Source organism: Candidatus Nanopelagicales bacterium (assembly GCA_037045355.1).
Lineage (GTDB): Bacteria > Actinomycetota > Actinomycetes > S36-B12.
In genome coordinates this window covers 40,860-58,699 of sequence record JBAOHO010000029.1, presented here as the reverse complement: position 1 = coordinate 58,699, position 17,840 = coordinate 40,860, and the positions used below count along the sequence as shown (strand labels likewise).

The following is a 17,840-nucleotide window of genomic DNA, read 5'->3' as shown; positions in this document are numbered from 1 at the left end:
CCCCGCTAACCTGACGTCAGGAGGTGGCGATGGACTCGACGGAAAGCGACTCTGGGCCATTCTCCGAGTTGGCGTTCCGACTCAGCCCCACCCCCACGATCGTTGTTTCGCGCGCCGGCGAGATTCTGGACATGAGCGACGCCTTCCTGCATTTGGTGGCCGCTGATAGGCAAGCCGTGATCGGCAGGCCGTTGACCGACTTTGTGCACCCGGATGACGGCGCGCAGGTGGACCTCGACTCCGCCAGACTGTTCGACCCCGCACATCCGGTGCAAGTGCGAATAGTTCGCGCCGGGTGGGGAGTCGTGTGGGTGTCGATCGGCGTCACGGAGGTGCAACGTCGTGATCGACCGGACGTGATCGTCATGGCGTTCGACGACATCACCCAATACCGCAAAGCCGAGCGGGCCTTGGCCCATCGTGCCTCACACGATCCTCTGACCGGGCTCCCGAATCGAGCAGTCCTGATGAGTCACCTCGGCCGCGTGTTGGCCCGGTTGGGTCGTCGCCCGGGCACGGTGGCGCTGCTGTTCGTCGACCTCGATGGCTTCAAGACCATCAACGACACGCACGGCCATCGCGCGGGCGACTCGGTTCTGCGCGATGTCGCCGGTCGAATCGTGGCGGCCGTGCGCGGCGATGATGTCGTCGCCCGGATGGGCGGTGACGAGTTCGTCGTCGTGTGCGACTCCTTGGAATCGTCGGTTGAGTCAGCGCTGGTGGCGGAGCGGATCAGGGCGGCCATGGAAGGACCGTTCGAGGCTCACGGTCGGACGCATCGAATCGCTGCCTCAATCGGGGTTGCCCAGACTTCCGACGCCGGCACTTCGGGGGAGGACCTTCTGCGGCGGGCCGACCTGGCCATGTATCGAGCGAAAGAGCGGGGCCGTAACCGGGTCGAGTTCTTCGCCGCCGACCTCGAGGAGAAGGTCCTGCGGCGAGTACGCATGGTCGATGTGGCGCGACGGGCCATCGGGGAGGACCAGCTCCGGATCGTCGTGCAACCCATCTTCCGACTCTCCGACCACTACGCCTGTGGGTACGAAGCTCTCGCGCGGCTTCCCATCGGCGCCAGTGCAGTCCTGACTCCCACGCAGTTCCTGGCAGCCGCCGATGAGGCCGGGCTGCTTGCCTATCTGGACGAGCAGGTCGTCGACTTGGGTCTGCAGTGGAAGCGTGACAAGCACGGCTCCGGCGACAGCTGGTTGGCTGTCAACGTCTCCGCGCGATCGCTCGAGATCGCCGGGTTCGCCGAGAACATGCTCGACCGTGTCCTGACGGCCGGGCTGCAACCGTCCGACATCGTGGTCGAGGTCTCGGAAGCGACAATGCTCTCCGGGGGTGGCATCCCGCCCAGTGGCGGGACGCTCTCCGGAGGTGGCACCACAGTCCAGCGTTTGCGCGAACTTCGCGAGCACGGATTCCGCGTTGCGATGGACGATTTCGGCACTGGACCGGTCCCGCTGATCTCTCTGCCGGATCTCCCCGTGGACATCCTCAAGATCGACGTCGAACTCGTCGCCGGGCTGGGACTGCGCGCGGAGATCGATGCCCTGGTGGCCTCCGTGATCTCGGTCGCACACGATCTGGGCTGGGCGGTCGTGGCCGAGGGAGTCGAACGGCCGCTCCAGGCCGAGTTCCTGCGGGCGGAGGGCTGTGACATGGCCCAGGGCTACCTGCTCGGCTCGACCGCGGCGGTGGGTCCATGACCGGCGATCAAGCGATCGCCCGCCGCCCCCTCCTGCTCGTCTCCGCGATGGCGGGGCTGGTCCTCGTGGTGATGGGTGACACCTGGCTGGTCACCGTGGCAGGTGTCCCCGTCCTGGCTCTGACGACGGGATATGTGGCGGCGTGGGTCGCACGGTTGGGAGCGGCGATCGCTTGGTGGGGGGTACCGGCCGTCGTGGTGGTCCTTCTGGCCGACTACGCCGACACCTCGCACACCTGGATCGTCGGAGTTCTCGCCGTTCTGGCCGGGGTGGGCCTCGGGATCTTCCTGCGGCTGCTCCAGGTGACGATGAGACACCCCCTGGACCCCTCCGCGATCGCCGCCGCCTCCCTGCTGGCCGGCACCATCGTGGCGATCGGCCATCAACTGTTCGGGCATACAGCTTCTGCGGTGGGAGGGCATTTCGGGGCCACTGTGGCGGCGACGACACTGGGAAGTCTCATCGTCCTTCCCGCAGCACTCGCGTACCGCCCCGGTCTGACTCTGGCGCACGCACCCGAACTGATCGCCGGCGTCACGGTGATCGCCGTGGTGGCTACGCTCGCCGCACCACGGGTGATCGGCGTCTACGTCAGTGCCGACATCGGAGTGGCGGCGTGGCTGGTGCTACCCCTGGTACTGCTCGTGGGGTGGCGGTACGGCGTCTTCATCGCCTCGCTCACTTTGTTCGTGCTCGGTTTGGCGGCCGCCACGGCCATTGTGCTGGCCGGGCCCAGCGCAGCGCTGCTGCGTCCGGAGCGAGCCGTCGTGGGCGGGTTGCTCGCGATCGTTTCACTGTCCATCGTGCTTCTGCTGCGGCGGCAGCGCTCCGCCTTGTCGCGGCTTCGACGGGCCCGTGACTTCAACTCGGCATTCCTGCGCAGCGTCGAACCCATGTGGTACATCAAGGCGTTCGACAGCGAAGGCTCCGGCCGTTACATCCAGTTGGGAGGAGGGCCGTATCGTGACCGGGCGGGAGTCACCGACGTCACCGACGAAGAGATCTTCGGCGCCGACATCGCCGCACAGATCGCCGAGGTCGACCGTGATGTGATGAGTTCGGGGGTCGGTCGAGTGGTCACCGAAATCCTGCCTATGCCCGACGGGTCCACCGTCACCGTGCTCTCGGACCGCTTCCCCATCCGCGACGGCTCGGGACGTGTCGTGGCGATGGGTGGAGTCCGGACCGACATCACCGAACGCGAGGCGTTGGCCGAGCGGGAGCGAGTTCAAAGTGTCCTCGCAAACGCCATGTTCGAGCGTTCCCCGGTCCCCACCCTGCGGATCTCCCGGACGGGTGACAGATTGCTGATCGCTGCCGCGAATGAGGCGTTCGCCCGCGTAACCGGTCGGTCGTCGCCGGACCTGGTGGGTTCTGATCTCGCGTCCTGCGTTCCCCACCAGGAGTTGACGGCTCTGCGCAGACTCTTCATCCGTCGATCGCGAGGATGGAGTCCCCAGGCCGAACTGCATATGCACACCCGCATCGGCGGTGACCGTCTCGTCATCATCACCGTCAGTCCGTTGGACGACAGTCAGGGTCAGCAGGCGGACTTCGTCGTCCATGTGGAGGACGTGACAGCACGTCGGGCCGCGGAGGAAGCTGTCGCCTGGAACTCCCTGTTCGACTCCGCGACCGGCCTGCTCAACAGATCAGCGCTCAACGACCGCATGGACGCGGCCATGCACCGGCTGACGGCCTCGGCGGACGGTGGCATGGCTCTCGTGGTGCTCGACGTGGACGACTTCCGCACCGTGAACGATGCCCATGGTCATTCCGCCGGGGATTCGGTGTTGGGTGAGATCGGGCGGCGCTTGAGTGGCAACTGCGGTCCCGATGCTGCCGTGGCGCGACTGAGTGCTGATGAGTTCGCCGTACTCGTGGAGGGGCAAGACAGAGACTCCGTCGCCGTTCTCGTGGGGCGGTTGCAGTCGGTGCTGGCGCAGCCGATCGATTCCGGCGACATCTCGCTGGCGTTGTCCACCTCGTTCGGAGTTGCGGTCACTGCGTCCGCCGACACGAACAGCAGCGAGCTCATGCGTCGTGCCGAGTTGGCCCTGTTCCGTGCCAAGCGCTCCGGACGAGGTCGCGTCGAGTTCTACGCCGAGTCTCTGCGGAGTCAGGCGGCTGCGCACCTGAACGTGCGCAGCGAATTGGCGCGGGCACTCGCTGGGGACTCGCTCGAGGTTGCTTATCAGCCCATCGTCGACCTCAGCGACGGTTCGGTGCGTTCTTATGAAGCCCTCGTCAGACTCGTCACGGACGACGGCCGGTTGCTCCCTCCCGCGGAGTTCTTGTCGATCGCCCGCGACGCCGACATGGTCACCCAGATCAATCGACAGATGCTGGGTAAGGCTCTGCGCGATCGTGGCGCCGGTCGACTGCCGGTGCCGCACGCCGCGGTGTCAGTGAACCTCGAGTCACGGGACCTGCAGAATTCTGACTTCGCCGTATCTGTGCTGTCCGAGCTGCACACGCACTCTGTACAGCCCGGGTCGCTGATCTTCGAGGTGACAGAGGCGACCTTGCTCGCGCATGACAGCGACGTGATGCGCAACATCGCCTCCCTGCGGGAGGCTGGGGTCACCTTCGCCATCGACGACTTCGGCACCGGCTACTCGAGTCTGGCGCAGTGGCGACAACTCGCCGCGGACATCGTCAAGATCGATCGATCATTCACGGTGGCCATGACGGAAGACCCCGAAGCGGGGAACATGATCGCGACCATCGTCCAACTGGCCCGCACTCTCGGTCTCACCGTCGTCGCCGAAGGGATCGAGACGCGCGACCAGGCTCAAGCACTGCTACGCATCGGTTGCCAACGAGGACAGGGCTACCTGTTCGGCCGCCCCGCAGTGCTGTCTGCGCAGATTCCCCGGCCGGCCACAGCGGACCGGCCCGACCTCAGCTCGGGACCGACGCCACTCCGCGCGCCAGGAACCGATGGCCGGTGACCGATTCCGCGACACCGCTGCGATCCAGGTAGGGGCTGATCCCACCGAGGTGAAAACCCCAGCCGGCACCCAGGATCATGCACATGTCGATGTCCTGGACTTCGGCCACGACTCCCTCGTCGAGCATCAGCTGGACTTCCTGGGCTAGGGCATCGAGCGCGCGCTGGCGAACCTGTTCCGCCGTGAGTGGCGCATCACCTTGCACGAAGATCTCCGCGACGGAAGGATTCACGGTGCGGTTGCCCTGGGCGTCGAAATCCCAGACGCCCACAACTCCGGCCTCGACAGCCCGCCCGAGATTGTCGGACACGTAGAAGCGGTCGGGGAATGCCTCGTGCATGGTCTCCGACACGTGGAACGCGACAGCCGGCCCCACGAGTTGCAGCAGGACGAAGGGGCTCATCGGCAACCCCAGCGGGTCGAGAGCCGAGTCGGCGACCTCAAATGGTGTTCCCTCGTCGACGCTGCGGGTGACCTCGCCCAGGAACCGGGTGAGCAGCCGGTTGACGACGAATGCCGGCGCGTCTTTGACCAGGACACAGGACTTCTTCAACTGCTTGCCGACGGCGAACGCCGTCGCGAGTGAGGCGTCGTCGGTGCGGTCGGCACGGACGATCTCCAGAAGGGGCATCACGGCGACCGGGTTGAAGAAGTGGAAACCGACAACTCGTTCCGGATGCCTCAGTTCGGCGGCCATCGCGGTCACCGAGAGAGACGATGTGTTCGTGGCGAGGATGCAGGTGTCCGACACCACCGCTTCACATTCGGCGAACACCTGCTGCTTGACCTTCAGGTCCTCGAAGACCGCCTCGATGACGAAGTCGGCATCAGCGAAGCCTTCCTTGCTGGTGGCACCCGTGACCAGCGCCTTGAATCGGTTGGCCTTGTCCTGACTGATCCGACCCTTGGCCTGCATCTTGTCGATCTCACCGTGGACGTAGGCGACGCCCTTGTCGACGCGCGCTTGGTCGAGGTCGGTCATGACCACCGGGACTTCGAGACGCTGGACGAACAACATGCACAGCTGGCTGGCCATGAGTCCGGCGCCGACGATCCCCACCTTGGTCACAGGGCGGGCGAGGGACTTGTCAGGGGCGCCCACCGGCCGCTTGGCCCGTTTCTGGACGAGGTCGAATGAGTAAAGGCCGGCGCGCAGCTGGTCACTCATGATCAGGTCGGCCAGGGCCTCGTCCTCTGCGGCGAACGCCGTATCGGCGTCGGCGGTCTTGGCGGCGGCCACGAGGTCGACAGCGCGTACGGGTGCAGGAGCCGCTCCGTGCAACTGTGCGTCCAGGCCTGCGCGTACCGCTGCGACGGCCTGATCCCAGGATTCGTCACGAGCGATCTCGGGCCGGGCGACCACGATGTCACCGGCGAGGACGTCACTGGCCCATCCCAGTGACTGCTCGATGAAATCGGCGGGCTCGAACATGGCGTCCGCGATGCCGAGGTCGAGGACCTGCCGGGGCTTGAGCATCCGGTTCTGCGCCAAGGGATTGGTCACGATGACCTGAAGGGCCTTCTGGGGTCCGATGAGGTTGGGCAACAGATAGGCGCCACCCCACCCGGGGACCAAACCGAGGAAGCACTCTGGCAAAGCGATCGCGGCGGCCCCGGAACTGATCGTGCGGTAGTTGCAGTGCAACGCCAGCTCCAGGCCCCCACCCATGGCGGCACCGTTGATGAGCGCGAAGGTCGGGACCTTGAAGTCGGTGAACCGACGCAGCACATGGTGACCCAGCTTGGCGATTCCCAACGCCATCTCGCGGGACGTGATGATCGGGACGCCGGTGAGGTCGGCACCGACCGCGAAGATGAATGGTTTGCCCGTGACCGCCAGTGCTTTGATGTCGGCGGCTTCGGCGGCATCCAGTGCCGCGCTCAACTCCAGCAGGCCCTTCGGGCCGAAGGTGTTCGGCTTCGTGTGGTCGAAACCGTTGTCGAGCGTGATCAGTCCGATCGGACCGGTGCCCGGCAGGTCGACCACCTGGAACTTGGCGTGGGTCACGACCTCGTCACCCAGCAGGGACTCGTCGATCGCAAGATCGGCAAGGCTGGTGGGGATCTCCGTGGTGATGCTGGTGGGAACGTCGCTCATGCTCAGGCCTTCTTTCCGTCGAAGTGGGGGTTCTCCCAGATGACTGTTCCGCCCATGCCCAAGCCGATGCACATGGTGGTCAGTCCGTAGCGGACCTCGGGATGCTCCTCGAACCCAGTTGCCAGGTAGGTCATCAAGCGCACGCCGCTCGAGGCCAACGGGTGGCCGACGGCGATGGCACCGCCGTACTGGTTGACTCGCGGATCGTCATCGGCGATACCGAAGTGGTCGAGGAATGCGAGCACCTGCACGGCGAACGCCTCGTTGACCTCGAACAGGCCCATGTCGTCGATGGTGAGTCCGGCGCGGGCCAGGGCCTTCTCCGTCGAGGGGACGGGACCGATGCCCATGACTTCGGGGTCAACTCCCGCGAAAGCGAATGAAGTCATCCGCATCTTGGCGGTCAATCCCAGTTCGGCGGCGACTTCCTCCGCCGCCACGATGGCCCCGGTCGCGCCGTCGTTCAGCCCGGCAGCATTACCGGCGGTCACGCGACCGTGCGGTCGGAACGGCGTCTTCAGACCCGCGAGGCTCTCCATGGTGGTGCCGGGGCGCGGAGGCTCATCGACTGTGGCCAGCCCGAAGCCCTTGTCGGCCGAGCGGGTGGCGACCGGGACCAGGTTCGGCTGAATCTTGCCGTCGGCGTAGGCCTTGGCGGTCTTCTCCTGGGAGGCGACGGCGAACGCGTCCGCGCGTTCCTTGGTCAGGTGCGGGAAACGGTCATGCAGATTCTCGGCCGTCTTGCCCATCAGCAGGGCTTCGGGGTCGACGAGGCGCTCGGACAAGAAGCGGGGGTTTGGGTCGACGCCCTCACCCATGGGATGACGGCCCATGTGCTCGACCCCGCCGGCCACGGCGACGTCGTACATACCGGCCATGATGGGTGCGGACAGGGTAGTCACCGCCGTCATGGCTCCAGCGCACATGCGGTCGACGCTGTATCCGGGGACCGAGCGCGGGAAGCCCGCCAGGATGCCCGCCGAGCGTCCGATCGTCAGGCCTTGATCGCCGACCTGGGTGGTGGCCGCGACAGCGACATCGTCGATGCGGTCGAGCGGGAGGTCAGGGTTACGGCGGACCAGTTCGCGGAACACGTTGACGACGAGGTCATCGGCCCGCGTCTCCGCGAAGATCCCCTTCTTGCCGGCCTTTCCGAACGGGGTCCGTACCCCATCGACGAACACCACATTGCGAACTTCTCGGGTCACGGTCGCTCCGGAATGCTGGGCACCCGTTCCAGGGTGCGCGATGACTCGATATTACTCGCCGGTAATAAGACGCTGGACCGGGCGTCGTGTGGCGTGCGTCACGCCAGTTCGTCAGTGATGAGGTCCGCGATCTGCTGTTGTTGCCACTGTCGGACTCCGAGTTCGGTCAGGCGTCGGCGGACCTCCTCGACCGGGACGGGACCGGTGGAATGCCAGACGAGAGCTCGGATCGGGTCCGGGGACACCAGCACCTCCGCGGGAATGGCCAGTTCGTCTGCCCGCTGCGAAATGGCGGCCCTGACCGCGGACAGGCGGGCGGCGGCGACTGGATCGCGACGTTCCCACGAACGCTGCGGGGGAGGAATCTCCTCGACCCGCCGCGGGGGGAGTTCAGCTTCGGCAAGTTGTTGGGCTCGCTCCACGGCCTGCCACCAGAGCGAGATCCGCCGGCCGTGTCGGGCGAACTCCCGCATCGCGCGCAGACTCTGCAGGGAAGTGGGTTGGGTGCGTGCGGCTGCCAGTATCGCCGCGTCTGACATCACCCGGCTCGGCGGCTTGTCGGCGGCCTCGGCTGCGCGTTCGCGGGCGGCCCATAGTTCCCTGGCGATCGCCAGCGATCGCGAATCAGGAAGTTTCGCCACCCCCGACATCCTGCGCCAAGGGTCCGCCTTGGGTCGGGGCGTCCACTCGGTGAGATAGGCGAACTCTTCTGCGGCCCACTCCCACCGGCCCCGCTGCTCCAGTTGCGCTGTCAGGATCTCGCGGAGTTCCGCCAGCAGTTCCACGTCCAGGGCGGCGTACGCGCGCCAGGACTCCGGCAGCGGTCGTTTGGACCAGTCTGCGGCGCCGTGCCCCTTCGCCAGCCCGATCCCCAGGAGGTCCTCGGTGAGGGACGCGAGCCCGACCCTGGGCATCCCGAGGAGGCGCGCAGCCAGTTCGGTGTCGAACAGCCGCGTGGGCCGGATGTCGCGTTCCGCCAGGCAGGGGAGATCCTGCGTCGCGGCATGCAGAATCCATTCCGGTTCCCGCAAAGCCGCTGCCAGCGGTGTCAGGTCGGTCAGCGAGTTCGCATCCACCAGGAAGGTCCCGGCCCCGGCGCGACGGAGTTGGAACAAGAAGGCCCGCTGGCCGTACCTGTGGCCCGAGGCTCGTTCGGCATCGATCGCCACGGGTCCCCGACCCGTGGCGAGTTGCTCTACGGCCGCGCGCAGTCGCGAAGGCTCGTCGATGACGTCCGGTATCCCGTCGGCCGGAACCCGCAGGACCGGCAGGGGTTCCGTGTCGTCGCTGGAATCTCCACTCACGTCGTGAGCAGGGTACCCGGTCAGTGGACCAGACCGGCCCGCATGCAGATGGCGACCATCTGGGCGCGGTCTCCGGTTCCGAGTTTGCGCCCGATCCGTGAGAGGTGGCTCTTGACCGTGAGCGCCGACAAGTTGAGTTCGTCGCCGATCGCACGATTGGTGTGGCCGTTGGCCACGAACTGCACTACCTGCAGCTCCCGATCCGACAGGTCCAGGTGTGACGCAGACCCCGGTACACGGCGATCCTGATGAGTGGGCGCCCCTGCACCCTCGCGGCACACGATGAAACTGCGGATCTTGGCAGCCAGGGCCAGCTTCACCGTGTTGTCGTCGCCCCGCGGGCTGACCAGCACCAGGCGATGCCATCCCTGGCGTCGCAGTTCTCTGATCACCTGCAGGATGGACCCCTCCTGGGGGGCTGATTCGACGACACACACGCCGTGGTCGGTGGCCATCCGACCCCGGTTGACTGCTTCATCGGGGCCGAAGGCCTCCAACACCTGCCCGATCCCGACGCTACGCAGCGGGGCGATCCAGCGGCGGCGATGGACCCCATCGGCGGTGACCAGCAGCGCCGACAGCCTGGGCATCGGACGCCGGGGCGAACTCACTGCGGTCGACGTCACGGATGCCTCCTGTGCTGCCCCCTGTGCCAACAGACTGCACCTGGAATCGGAGCGTTTCCTGTTTTCCTTGAATTTGGCGTCCGAGCGACTAACCCTGATCGCCCCCCACCCCGATAATCGGAGCGGTCAGCGGCGCAGGGACGCCACTCCCACGGGAAGCGGTTCGAGTCCCGCCATCGTCGCCAAGAGGTCCAACCACGCCGCGGCGTGCGGCACGACCTCGTCGTCCAAGGGGGTCCATGAAGCCCTGATCTCCAGATCGCCGGACGCCTCTCGCCCGGCCATCGCCCCGTACGGCTGGGAGTTCGTGCGGGTCACGGTGCCGCCGAAGGCGATGTAGGTGGCACCGGAATGCTGCAGGGACTCCTGCAACCAGGACCAGCCCACGTCGCAGATCATCGGATCGACGGCCATCTCGGGCTCCATGGTCGCCTTGGCGAACACGACCACCCGCCAAGCCCCCTCCCAGGCGTCCTGGCCGTCGGGGTCGTGCAGCAACACCAACCGACCCGTCCCGAGATCGTGATCGTCAGCGACGACGTCAGCGGTCAGGGCGATGGCGTAAGGCGCCAGACGCTGTGGGGCAGGCGCCTCGACGAGTTCGATCTCGGGGCGCGCGCGCATGTCGCGCAGGGCCGACAGTGCGGACCGGAAGCCGGCGGGCGGGTCGACCCCATGGTCTGCGGTGCGCACCCTGGCAGGCTATCCGGCCCGCTGCACGGACCCCGGCAGCGTGGCAAGATGCGGTCATCGTGTCTGACTCCGCGCTTCCTGCCGCCCATCCGCTCGCCTCAGGGGCGACGGCCATCCACACATGCTCCTACTTATCCACGAGGCTGTCGGGGCGCGATCGTCGGATCGGGTGCCGGTCTGGTTCATGCGCCAAGCCGGGCGGTCCCTGCCCGAATACCGGGAACTGCGGGCGGGCGGTGCGATGTTGGACGCCTGCTTCGACACCGACCTGGTCACTGAGATCACGATGCAGCCCGTGCGCCGCCACGGCGTCGATGCGGCGATCCTGTTCAGCGATATCGTCGTCCCGCTGCGGGCGGCGGGCATCGACGTGACGATCAAACCCGGAGTGGGGCCGGTGATGGCCCACCCAGTGCGCGACCGCACGGCAGTCGCCGCGATCGGCGAGTTGGGGGACACCTCCGCGATCGAAGCGGCCGTGGCCCTGCTGACGCGTGAGCTCGGCGACAAACCGTTGATCGGATTCTGTGGTGCTCCGTTCACCTTGGCCTCCTACCTGATCGAGGGGGGACCGAGCCGCGAGCATGCCGTCACCAAGGCGGTGATGTGGGGTCAACCCGACCTGTGGTCGGCATTGCTGACGCGAATCGCCGATCTCGCCGGGCAGTTCCTGCGACGCCAGGTGCTCGCGGGCGCGAGCGCAGTCCAGGTGTTCGACTCGTGGGCGGGGACGCTGTCCCGCCCGGACTACGAGAGGTTCGTCCGACCTTTCACCCAGCGGGTCTTCGATCACATCGCCGATCTGCCCGTTCCCCGCATCCACTTCGGGGTGGTCACCGGCGAGTTACTCGCGAGCATGGCCCTGCCTCAGTGCGACGTGGTCGGTGTGGATTTCCGCGTCATGTTGTCGGACGGGATCGAGCGGATCGGCCCGACCCACAGCGTGCAAGGCAACGTTGATCCCGCGGCGCTGTTGGCGGGCTGGGACGTTGCCCGCGAGCGCACCGAGTCGGCGATCCGACAGGGGGTCGGTGCGCGTGGACACATCCTCAACCTGGGACACGGTGTCCTGCCCCAAACCGATCCCGAACTGCTGACGGATCTGGTCTCCTGGGTTCACGAACACGGTCAGGCAGTGAGGGACCGGGGCGGGTCGGAAGCTGCCCAGCCTGGTGAGTCTGCCCAGGCTGGTGGGAAGGTGGACTCATGAGTGTCAGTCCGCATGGTGACCAGGTTCCGTCTCGTCCCCGACCGGATCTTCGTGTGGTTCCGTCGCAGTCTTCTCCCCGCTCCCTCGGGCCCTCTCGTCTCGGGCTCCTCGGCGAAGCACAGGGTAGTCGTCATCGGCGGCGGCATCGCGGGTTTGGCTGCGGCCCACGCCGTCACGGTGGAGTCCCGTGGAGAGATCGCGGTGACCGTCCTCGAGAGTGAGCCGGAACTGGGCGGCAAGTTGCGCACGGCCGAGGTCGGCGGAGTGCAACTGGACATCGGTGCCGAAGCGATGCAGTCGACGCGACCCGAGGCGGTGAGTCTGGCGCGGGCAGTGGGACTGGACCGCGACATCGTGCATCCGGAAGTGTTCGGGGCTTCGCTGTGGCTGCGCGATCGTCTGCGCCGGATGCCACCGACTCTGATGGGGGTCCCGACCGATCTGCGTGCTCTCGCGGCAGCTCAAGTACTGAGTAAGCGCTCCCTGCTGCGGATGCCCCTGGAGTACTCCCGCCCGGCCACTCGCTTCGACGGCGATGTATCGGTGGGTGCGTTCGTGGAGTCTCGTCTGGGTCGCGAAGTCGTGGATCTCCTTGTCGAGCCGTTGCTCGGCGGTGTCTATGCGGGTCGATCGGATGCCCTTTCGCTCGCGGCGACCGTACCTGCGCTCTTCCGGGAACTCCGTGATGAGCCGTCGCTCTTGCGTGCCGCCCAACGCACGACCCGGGGTGGGGGGCGCAAAGCCGGGGCTCGCCGTGGCCCGATCTTCGCCGGCATCCGCGGGGGAGTCGGGCGACTGCCCGAGGCCGTGGCTGCCGACCTGGTGGCGCACGGAGCCGATGTAAGGACTGGCGCGCAGGTGCGGTCCCTGCATCGGGTGGACGATTGCTGGCGCATCATCGTGGGTGGTGAGGGTCAGCAGTCCGTGGTCGAGGCCGAGGACATCATTCTGGCCGTGCCCCCGCCCCAAGCGTCAGCACTGCTCGCGCACATCTGCCCTCCCGCAGCGAACGACCTCGGCCTCATCGACATGTCGAGCATGGCGATCGTCACCCTTGCCTACCCAGCCGTGGCGGTGGCGCCGCTGTCGGGGTCGGGTTTCCTCGTGCCGCCCACCGAATCCCGCTTGTTGAAGGCAGCCAACTACGCCACGAGTAAGTGGGACTGGATCGCACGCAAAGCGCGGACGCGCACCAGCCGGGAGGATGCACTGGTGGTGATCCGGGCGTCAGTGGGTCGCGTGGGCGACGAGGAATCCCTGGATCGGGACGACGCCGACCTTGTCGATCGCTCACACCGGGAGTTGAGCCAGGCCGTGGGGATCGCGGCAAAACCGGTCGACCACCTGGTGACCCGGTGGCGAGAGGCGATCCCGCAGTACTCGACCGGTCATGTCAACCGGGTCGAACGGATCCGGTCGGTGGTGGCGGGAGTCGATGGTCTGCACATCTGCGGTGCGGCGTTCGACGGGGTCGGCGTCGCATCGGTGATCGGCTCGGCGCGAATGGCTGCGCGCGCGGTCCTCGAGCATGCCGATCGACCCGCGGTCCGGGTGGGACAATAGCGCCATGGATGACCCCAGCGACGCCTCGACTGCTCCCACCACCAAGGCGCGCATGGTCCGGGACATCAACGACTCGATCGCCTACATGATGGTCAGCGTCTACCGGGCCTCATCGGCGCTGCCGACGAGTGACCTCGCGGTCAAGGAGGCCACTGCTGCATGGGATGGCGTCACCGTGCGCGGCTGGTACGACGTATCCGGGCTGCGGGCGGACGCCGACGTGATGATCTGGTCCCACGCCCGGACCAGCGATGCCCTGCAACAGACCTATCACTCGTTTGCGCGCTCCGAGGTGGGGCGTCACCTCACCCCGGTGTGGTCCCAGATGGCGCTGCACCGCCCGGCCGAGTTCAATCGCTCTCACGTTCCCGCCTTCCTCGCCGGGGAACGGGCCCACGATTACCTGTGCGTCTATCCGTTCGTGCGGTCCTATGAGTGGTACCTGTTGCCCGAACCCGAGCGCCGGGAACTGCTCGTCGAACACGGGCAGATGGGTCGCGCCTATCCGGACGTGCGCGCCAACACTGTCGCATCGTTCGCGCTCGGCGACTACGAGTGGATCCTCGCGTTCGAGTCAGACGAACTGCATCGGATCGTGGATCTGATGCGGACCCTTCGCTCCTCGGGTGCTCGGCTCCACGTCCGCGAGGAGATCCCCTTCTACACCGGCCGACGGCGGGAACCAGCCGAGCTCATCGCTGATCTGGGCTGAGATGGCAGCGCTTCTCGCGCTCCTCAGCAGTTTGCTGTGGGGCACCGGAGACTTCCTGGCTGGGGCACTGTCGCGTCGCAGGGCGGTGGCTGGTGTCCTCGGCGGTTCACAGGTCGTCGGTTTCGCCGTCATGGTGGTGATCGCCACCGCCACCGGCTCGTGGGGCGCGGATCCGGCCGGCTACCTGGGTTGGGCAGTCCTGGCCAGCTTCTCGGGGTTCCTGGGCCTGTTCGCCTTCTACACGGCGTTGGCGACCGGGCGAATGGGGGTCGTGTCCCCGATCGCCGCCCTGGGAGTACTGGTCCCCCTGGCGGCTGGTCTGTTCGCCGGGGAACTACCCACACCCCTGCAGTACGTCGGAATCGTGCTCGCGATCATCGGGGTGGTGCTTGCCAGTGGACCGGAGATCTCCGGCGAGGCGGGGCTTCGTCCCGTCCTGCTCGCGTCCTTGGCCGCACTGTGTTTCGGACTCTTCTTGGTGTTCGTCGCCAAAGGTGCTGAGGAGAGCGCCGTGATGACCATGACCGCTCAACGCGCGACCACGACCGTGATCGTGCTGATCGCAGTCGCAGTGACCCGCAGCGTCGGCGGGTTGCACCGCAACGACATCGGTTGGCTGATCGCCATCGGCACATTCGACATCACGGCCAACCTGCTGTTCAGCATCGCGACCACCCAGGGGCTGTTGGCCATCACCTCGGTCCTGGGATCGCTCTACCCGGTGGTGACGGTCATCCTCGCCTGGCTCGTGCTGCGCGAAAAGCTCGCCCCTGCACAGTACGTGGGCGTGGCAGTGGCGTTGGCCGGGGTCGCGGCCATCAGTGCCGGCTGACAGTGACGTCCAACTCCCCACCGCTGGGGGAGCAGGTGGCTCAGGTACGCCGCAGCGACACCGAGTTGATGCAGTAGCGCAGGTCGGTGGGAGTCCCGTACCCCTCACCGGCGAACACATGCCCGAGGTGGGAGCCACAACTCGCACATCGGACCTCGGTCCGCGTCATGCCCAGTGACCGGTCCTCGATCTCGACGACCGCGTCGCCGGCCAGGGGAGTGAAGAAGCTGGGCCAGCCACAGTGGCTGTCGAACTTGGCGTCGGAGCGGAACAACTCGGCGCCACAAGCCCGACAGGAGTAGACACCTTCGGTGTGATCGTCGGTGTACTCGCCTGTGAAGGGCCGTTCCGTTCCCGCCATGCGAAGGACCTCATACTCCGCATCGGTGAGCCGGCTGCGCCACTCTTCCTCGCTCAGACTGGTCGGGTACGGTTGACCGGTTCGGGGGTCTCGGTCGGACACGCTCATCGCCTCACAGTACGCCGGTTGGTCGATCCGGGCAGCGCGGAGCGTCACTGGTCACGGATGAGCTACGCGCGGTCGGTGGCCATGCTTGACTGGACCGCATGCGCACCGATCGCAGGTTCGTGGAACCGGACCACATCATCTCGGCTCGCACGCCCGCGCAGTGGGAACCCGCGCAGTGAGAGGAGGCACTGATGGCACCTCGGTGGGGTGATGCGGTCATGCTTGATGTTGCCGGTCGCTCCGTGCGCTGCAGCAACCCTTTGCGTCCCTACTTTCCGCAGGTGGGGCTCCGCAAGATCGACGTCGTCGAGTACTACCGCGATGTGGCCGTCGCGATGCTGCGGCAGATTCAGCAACGGCCCACGACGCTGGAGCGCTGGCCCACGGGGGTGGTTCCCGGCGTGACTCTGGCGCAGCGTGACGGCACCAAAGGGGCGGCCTTCTACCAGAAGCGCGTGCCTCAAGGAGCGCCTGACTACGTCGAGACGTGTCGGATAGCGTTCCCCAGTGGTCGTACGGCCGACGAGGTCTGTCCGACTGAGCCCGCTGTGATCGTGTGGCTGGCCACACTGGGGACAATCACCATGCATCCCTGGCCGGTGCGTCGGGACCTGCCCGATACGCCCGACGAGTTGCGGCTCGACTTCGACCCGCAGCCGGGAACCGACTTCGCGGACGCCGTATCGGCGGCGTTGGTGGCCCGTGACCTCATGGCCGAGCAATGGGGATGGGTCGCCTATCCGAAGACCAGCGGCGGACGGGGGGTTCATGTCTACGTCCGCATCCAGCGTCGCTGGACCTTCACGGACATCCGACACGCTGCGATTGCGATCGGACGCGAACTCGAGCGACGACTCCCGGGTCGGGTCACCACCGCCTGGTGGAAGGAGGAACGGGGAGAGACCGTTTTCGTCGACTACAACCAGAACTCGAGAGATCGTACGATCGCGGCCGCTTGGTCGGTGCGCGCGCGACCGGAGGCCACCGTGTCCACTCCCGTCACGTGGGAGGAACTGCCGCAGTGCCGACCCCAGGACTTCACCGTGTTGTCTGTTCCCGGGGTGCTGGCGGATCGCGGTGACCCATGGGAAGCCATCGATGACATCGCCCACGACCTCACGCCGGCGCTGGAGTTGTACGCCCGCGACGAACGGGACCGTGGTCTGGGTGACCTGCCCTATCCACCTGAGTATCCGAAGATGCCGGGGGAACCGCTACGCGTACAACCGAGCCGAAAAGCCCGTAAACACACGGAAAATCCGGCCTAACGACACCTCCCCGCACCCGCACGAAGCGAACTCACCGCAAACCCCTGCTACCGGGGAGCACGAGTCGGGGAGCAGCCAGCCCGGATCACGCGCACGCTGGGTCCGCCGGCCGGTGACGCCACGGAGTCTGATGCGCGAAACAGGAAGGCTGGTGTGATTGACTCCCGCAATGGCTGGGAAGAAACGCGGTCGCCGGCTGCTGATCCTTGCCCTGGCGATTGCCCTGATGGCTCTGCCTGGATTGGTGCTCACCACATTCGGACTGAGCAATCTGGTGTCTGTCTGGACGATGGGCAGTACGGCGGGTTTCGTTGCGATGATGACTGGTGGGCCGCGGGTCGCCGCCACCGTCGCTGTCGCCTTGCTCGTGCTGATGCCTCTGGCGACCTGGTCGTCTGGGTCGCCGTGGTTCGGTGCGGTGATCCTGGCGATCGCGGCCGCCGTCGCGGCATATCCGGCCCGTTGGTATCGAGACACCGGCACCAACTGGGCAGTGATCACGTTGGCCTTCGCTGCAGCGAACCCGCCCTCCATGGGACATGACCTGACACCTAGCGACATTCTGCTGATCGGCGTCATTGCCTCCCTCGCAGTCCTGTGGGGGATGGGGATGGCTGCGGCCGGCGGCGCGACGGGCCCCACTACGCCGAGCGGAGGAGTTGGACAACGCCACGCTCTGGCGTTCGCCCTCGCAAAGGGAGCCGCAGTGGGCGCCACCACCGGCGTGGTGATCGACCGACACCTGGGGCTTGCCGGCGCCTGGATGGTCATGACTGTCGTGCTGGTGGTTCAGCCGGGCATCGCAGACACATGGTCGCGAAGCCTGCAGCGTGCAGCCGGCACAATCGCTGGCTTCATGATTGCTCTCGTCGTGGGAGTCGTGGTCCCGTGGAGTCCGATTGTCTACATCTCAGGAACCCTGTTCCTGGTCTTGGCCCTGGTCCTGCGCAAGAAGGGGATCACGTATTGGCGCTATGTGGCGCTCATGACCCCTGCGGTTGTTCTGATGGAGGGAGCCAACGGAGCAGTCGTCACAACAGATATCGAGCGGCTCTTCGCGACTGTCATGGGTGCGGCCATCTCCCTGACGTTGGTTGCGCTCATGTGGCCGTTGCGCCGTGGCGCGACGGTTGAACCTGCGCAGTCGTCAAAGGAATCGACGACTCCGGTCGATCCCCGAATATGAAGCCATGA

General features: G+C 66.5%; 14 protein-coding genes. 8 read left to right on the top strand and 6 right to left on the bottom strand.

Annotation, left to right across the window (positions count from 1 at the left end):
* Positions 1 to 29: 29 nt before the first annotated feature.
* Together V9E98_15400 and V9E98_15395 are read left to right on the top strand one after the other, a co-directional pair.
* Positions 30 to 1,709: an EAL domain-containing protein gene (locus V9E98_15400; GenBank protein ID MEI2718348.1), complete on the top strand. Its 1,680-nt coding sequence runs from the start codon at positions 30 to 32 to the stop codon at positions 1,707 to 1,709.
* Positions 1,706 to 4,663 (top strand): EAL domain-containing protein, encoded by a 2,958-nt coding sequence (locus V9E98_15395; protein MEI2718347.1) that lies wholly within the window; start codon positions 1,706 to 1,708, stop codon positions 4,661 to 4,663. Before V9E98_15400 ends, V9E98_15395 begins: the two co-directional genes overlap by 4 nt.
* Here the strand turns inward: V9E98_15395 and V9E98_15390 are convergent.
* The 5 genes from V9E98_15390 to V9E98_15370 form a co-directional block, all read right to left on the bottom strand.
* Complete coding sequence (locus V9E98_15390; GenBank protein ID MEI2718346.1) at positions 4,614 to 6,761, bottom strand: 3-hydroxyacyl-CoA dehydrogenase NAD-binding domain-containing protein; 2,148 nt, start codon at positions 6,759 to 6,761, stop codon at positions 4,614 to 4,616. The two genes, V9E98_15395 and V9E98_15390, sit on opposite strands and share 50 nt — an antisense overlap.
* A 2-nt stretch (positions 6,762 to 6,763) precedes the next feature.
* Complete coding sequence (locus V9E98_15385) at positions 6,764 to 7,969, bottom strand: acetyl-CoA C-acyltransferase (protein ID MEI2718345.1); 1,206 nt, start codon at positions 7,967 to 7,969, stop codon at positions 6,764 to 6,766.
* Between the two features lie 98 nt (positions 7,970 to 8,067).
* Complete coding sequence (locus tag V9E98_15380) at positions 8,068 to 9,273, bottom strand: HRDC domain-containing protein (GenBank protein MEI2718344.1); 1,206 nt, start codon at positions 9,271 to 9,273, stop codon at positions 8,068 to 8,070.
* Between the two features lie 20 nt (positions 9,274 to 9,293).
* Positions 9,294 to 9,899 (bottom strand): LuxR C-terminal-related transcriptional regulator, encoded by a 606-nt coding sequence (locus tag V9E98_15375; protein MEI2718343.1) that lies wholly within the window; start codon positions 9,897 to 9,899, stop codon positions 9,294 to 9,296.
* Between the two features lie 126 nt (positions 9,900 to 10,025).
* Entirely contained in the window at positions 10,026 to 10,592 is a 567-nt protein-coding gene (locus V9E98_15370; protein MEI2718342.1) for a DUF3000 domain-containing protein, read from the bottom strand.
* A 121-nt stretch (positions 10,593 to 10,713) separates the two neighbouring features.
* Between V9E98_15370 and hemE the strand changes: the two genes are divergently transcribed.
* From hemE to V9E98_15350, 4 genes are read left to right on the top strand one after another with little or no spacing between them, the layout of a single operon-like run.
* Positions 10,714 to 11,802: a uroporphyrinogen decarboxylase gene (hemE, locus tag V9E98_15365; GenBank protein MEI2718341.1), complete on the top strand. Its 1,089-nt coding sequence runs from the start codon at positions 10,714 to 10,716 to the stop codon at positions 11,800 to 11,802.
* Entirely contained in the window at positions 11,803 to 13,365 is a 1,563-nt protein-coding gene (gene hemG / locus V9E98_15360; GenBank protein MEI2718340.1) for a protoporphyrinogen oxidase, read from the top strand.
* Positions 13,366 to 13,369: 4 nt separating this feature from the next.
* On the top strand, positions 13,370 to 14,077 hold the full coding sequence (hemQ, locus tag V9E98_15355) for a hydrogen peroxide-dependent heme synthase (GenBank protein MEI2718339.1): 708 nt from the start codon (positions 13,370 to 13,372) through the stop codon (positions 14,075 to 14,077).
* Position 14,078: 1 nt separating this feature from the next.
* Positions 14,079 to 14,909: a DMT family transporter gene (locus tag V9E98_15350; protein ID MEI2718338.1), complete on the top strand. Its 831-nt coding sequence runs from the start codon at positions 14,079 to 14,081 to the stop codon at positions 14,907 to 14,909.
* 40 nt (positions 14,910 to 14,949) lie between these two features.
* On the opposite strand, the gene msrB is transcribed toward V9E98_15350, so the two are convergent.
* On the bottom strand, positions 14,950 to 15,378 hold the full coding sequence (gene msrB / locus V9E98_15345) for a peptide-methionine (R)-S-oxide reductase MsrB (GenBank protein ID MEI2718337.1): 429 nt from the start codon (positions 15,376 to 15,378) through the stop codon (positions 14,950 to 14,952).
* A gap of 191 nt (positions 15,379 to 15,569) precedes the next feature.
* On the opposite strand from msrB, the gene V9E98_15340 reads away from it, so the two are divergent.
* Together V9E98_15340 and V9E98_15335 are read left to right on the top strand one after the other, a co-directional pair.
* On the top strand, positions 15,570 to 16,646 hold the full coding sequence (locus tag V9E98_15340) for a DNA primase small subunit domain-containing protein (protein MEI2718336.1): 1,077 nt from the start codon (positions 15,570 to 15,572) through the stop codon (positions 16,644 to 16,646).
* A 169-nt stretch (positions 16,647 to 16,815) separates the two neighbouring features.
* Positions 16,816 to 17,832: an FUSC family protein gene (locus tag V9E98_15335; protein ID MEI2718335.1), complete on the top strand. Its 1,017-nt coding sequence runs from the start codon at positions 16,816 to 16,818 to the stop codon at positions 17,830 to 17,832.
* Positions 17,833 to 17,840: the final 8 nt, after the last annotated feature.

Excerpts from the sequence above, each read along its gene's own strand:
- V9E98_15400 (MEI2718348.1), top strand. The coding sequence starts at position 30 with ATGGACTCGACGGAAAGCGACTCTGGGCCATTCTCCGAGTTGGCGTTC.
- V9E98_15395 (MEI2718347.1), top strand. The coding sequence starts at position 1,706 with ATGACCGGCGATCAAGCGATCGCCCGCCGCCCCCTCCTGCTCGTCTCC.
- V9E98_15390 (MEI2718346.1), bottom strand. The coding sequence starts at position 6,761 with ATGAGCGACGTTCCCACCAGCATCACCACGGAGATCCCCACCAGCCTT.
- hemE (MEI2718341.1), top strand. The coding sequence starts at position 10,714 with ATGCTCCTACTTATCCACGAGGCTGTCGGGGCGCGATCGTCGGATCGG.
- hemQ (MEI2718339.1), top strand. The coding sequence starts at position 13,370 with ATGGATGACCCCAGCGACGCCTCGACTGCTCCCACCACCAAGGCGCGC.
- V9E98_15350 (MEI2718338.1), top strand. The coding sequence starts at position 14,079 with ATGGCAGCGCTTCTCGCGCTCCTCAGCAGTTTGCTGTGGGGCACCGGA.
- msrB (MEI2718337.1), bottom strand. The coding sequence starts at position 15,378 with ATGAGCGTGTCCGACCGAGACCCCCGAACCGGTCAACCGTACCCGACC.
- V9E98_15340 (MEI2718336.1), top strand. The coding sequence starts at position 15,570 with ATGGCACCTCGGTGGGGTGATGCGGTCATGCTTGATGTTGCCGGTCGC.
- V9E98_15335 (MEI2718335.1), top strand. The coding sequence starts at position 16,816 with ATGGCTGGGAAGAAACGCGGTCGCCGGCTGCTGATCCTTGCCCTGGCG.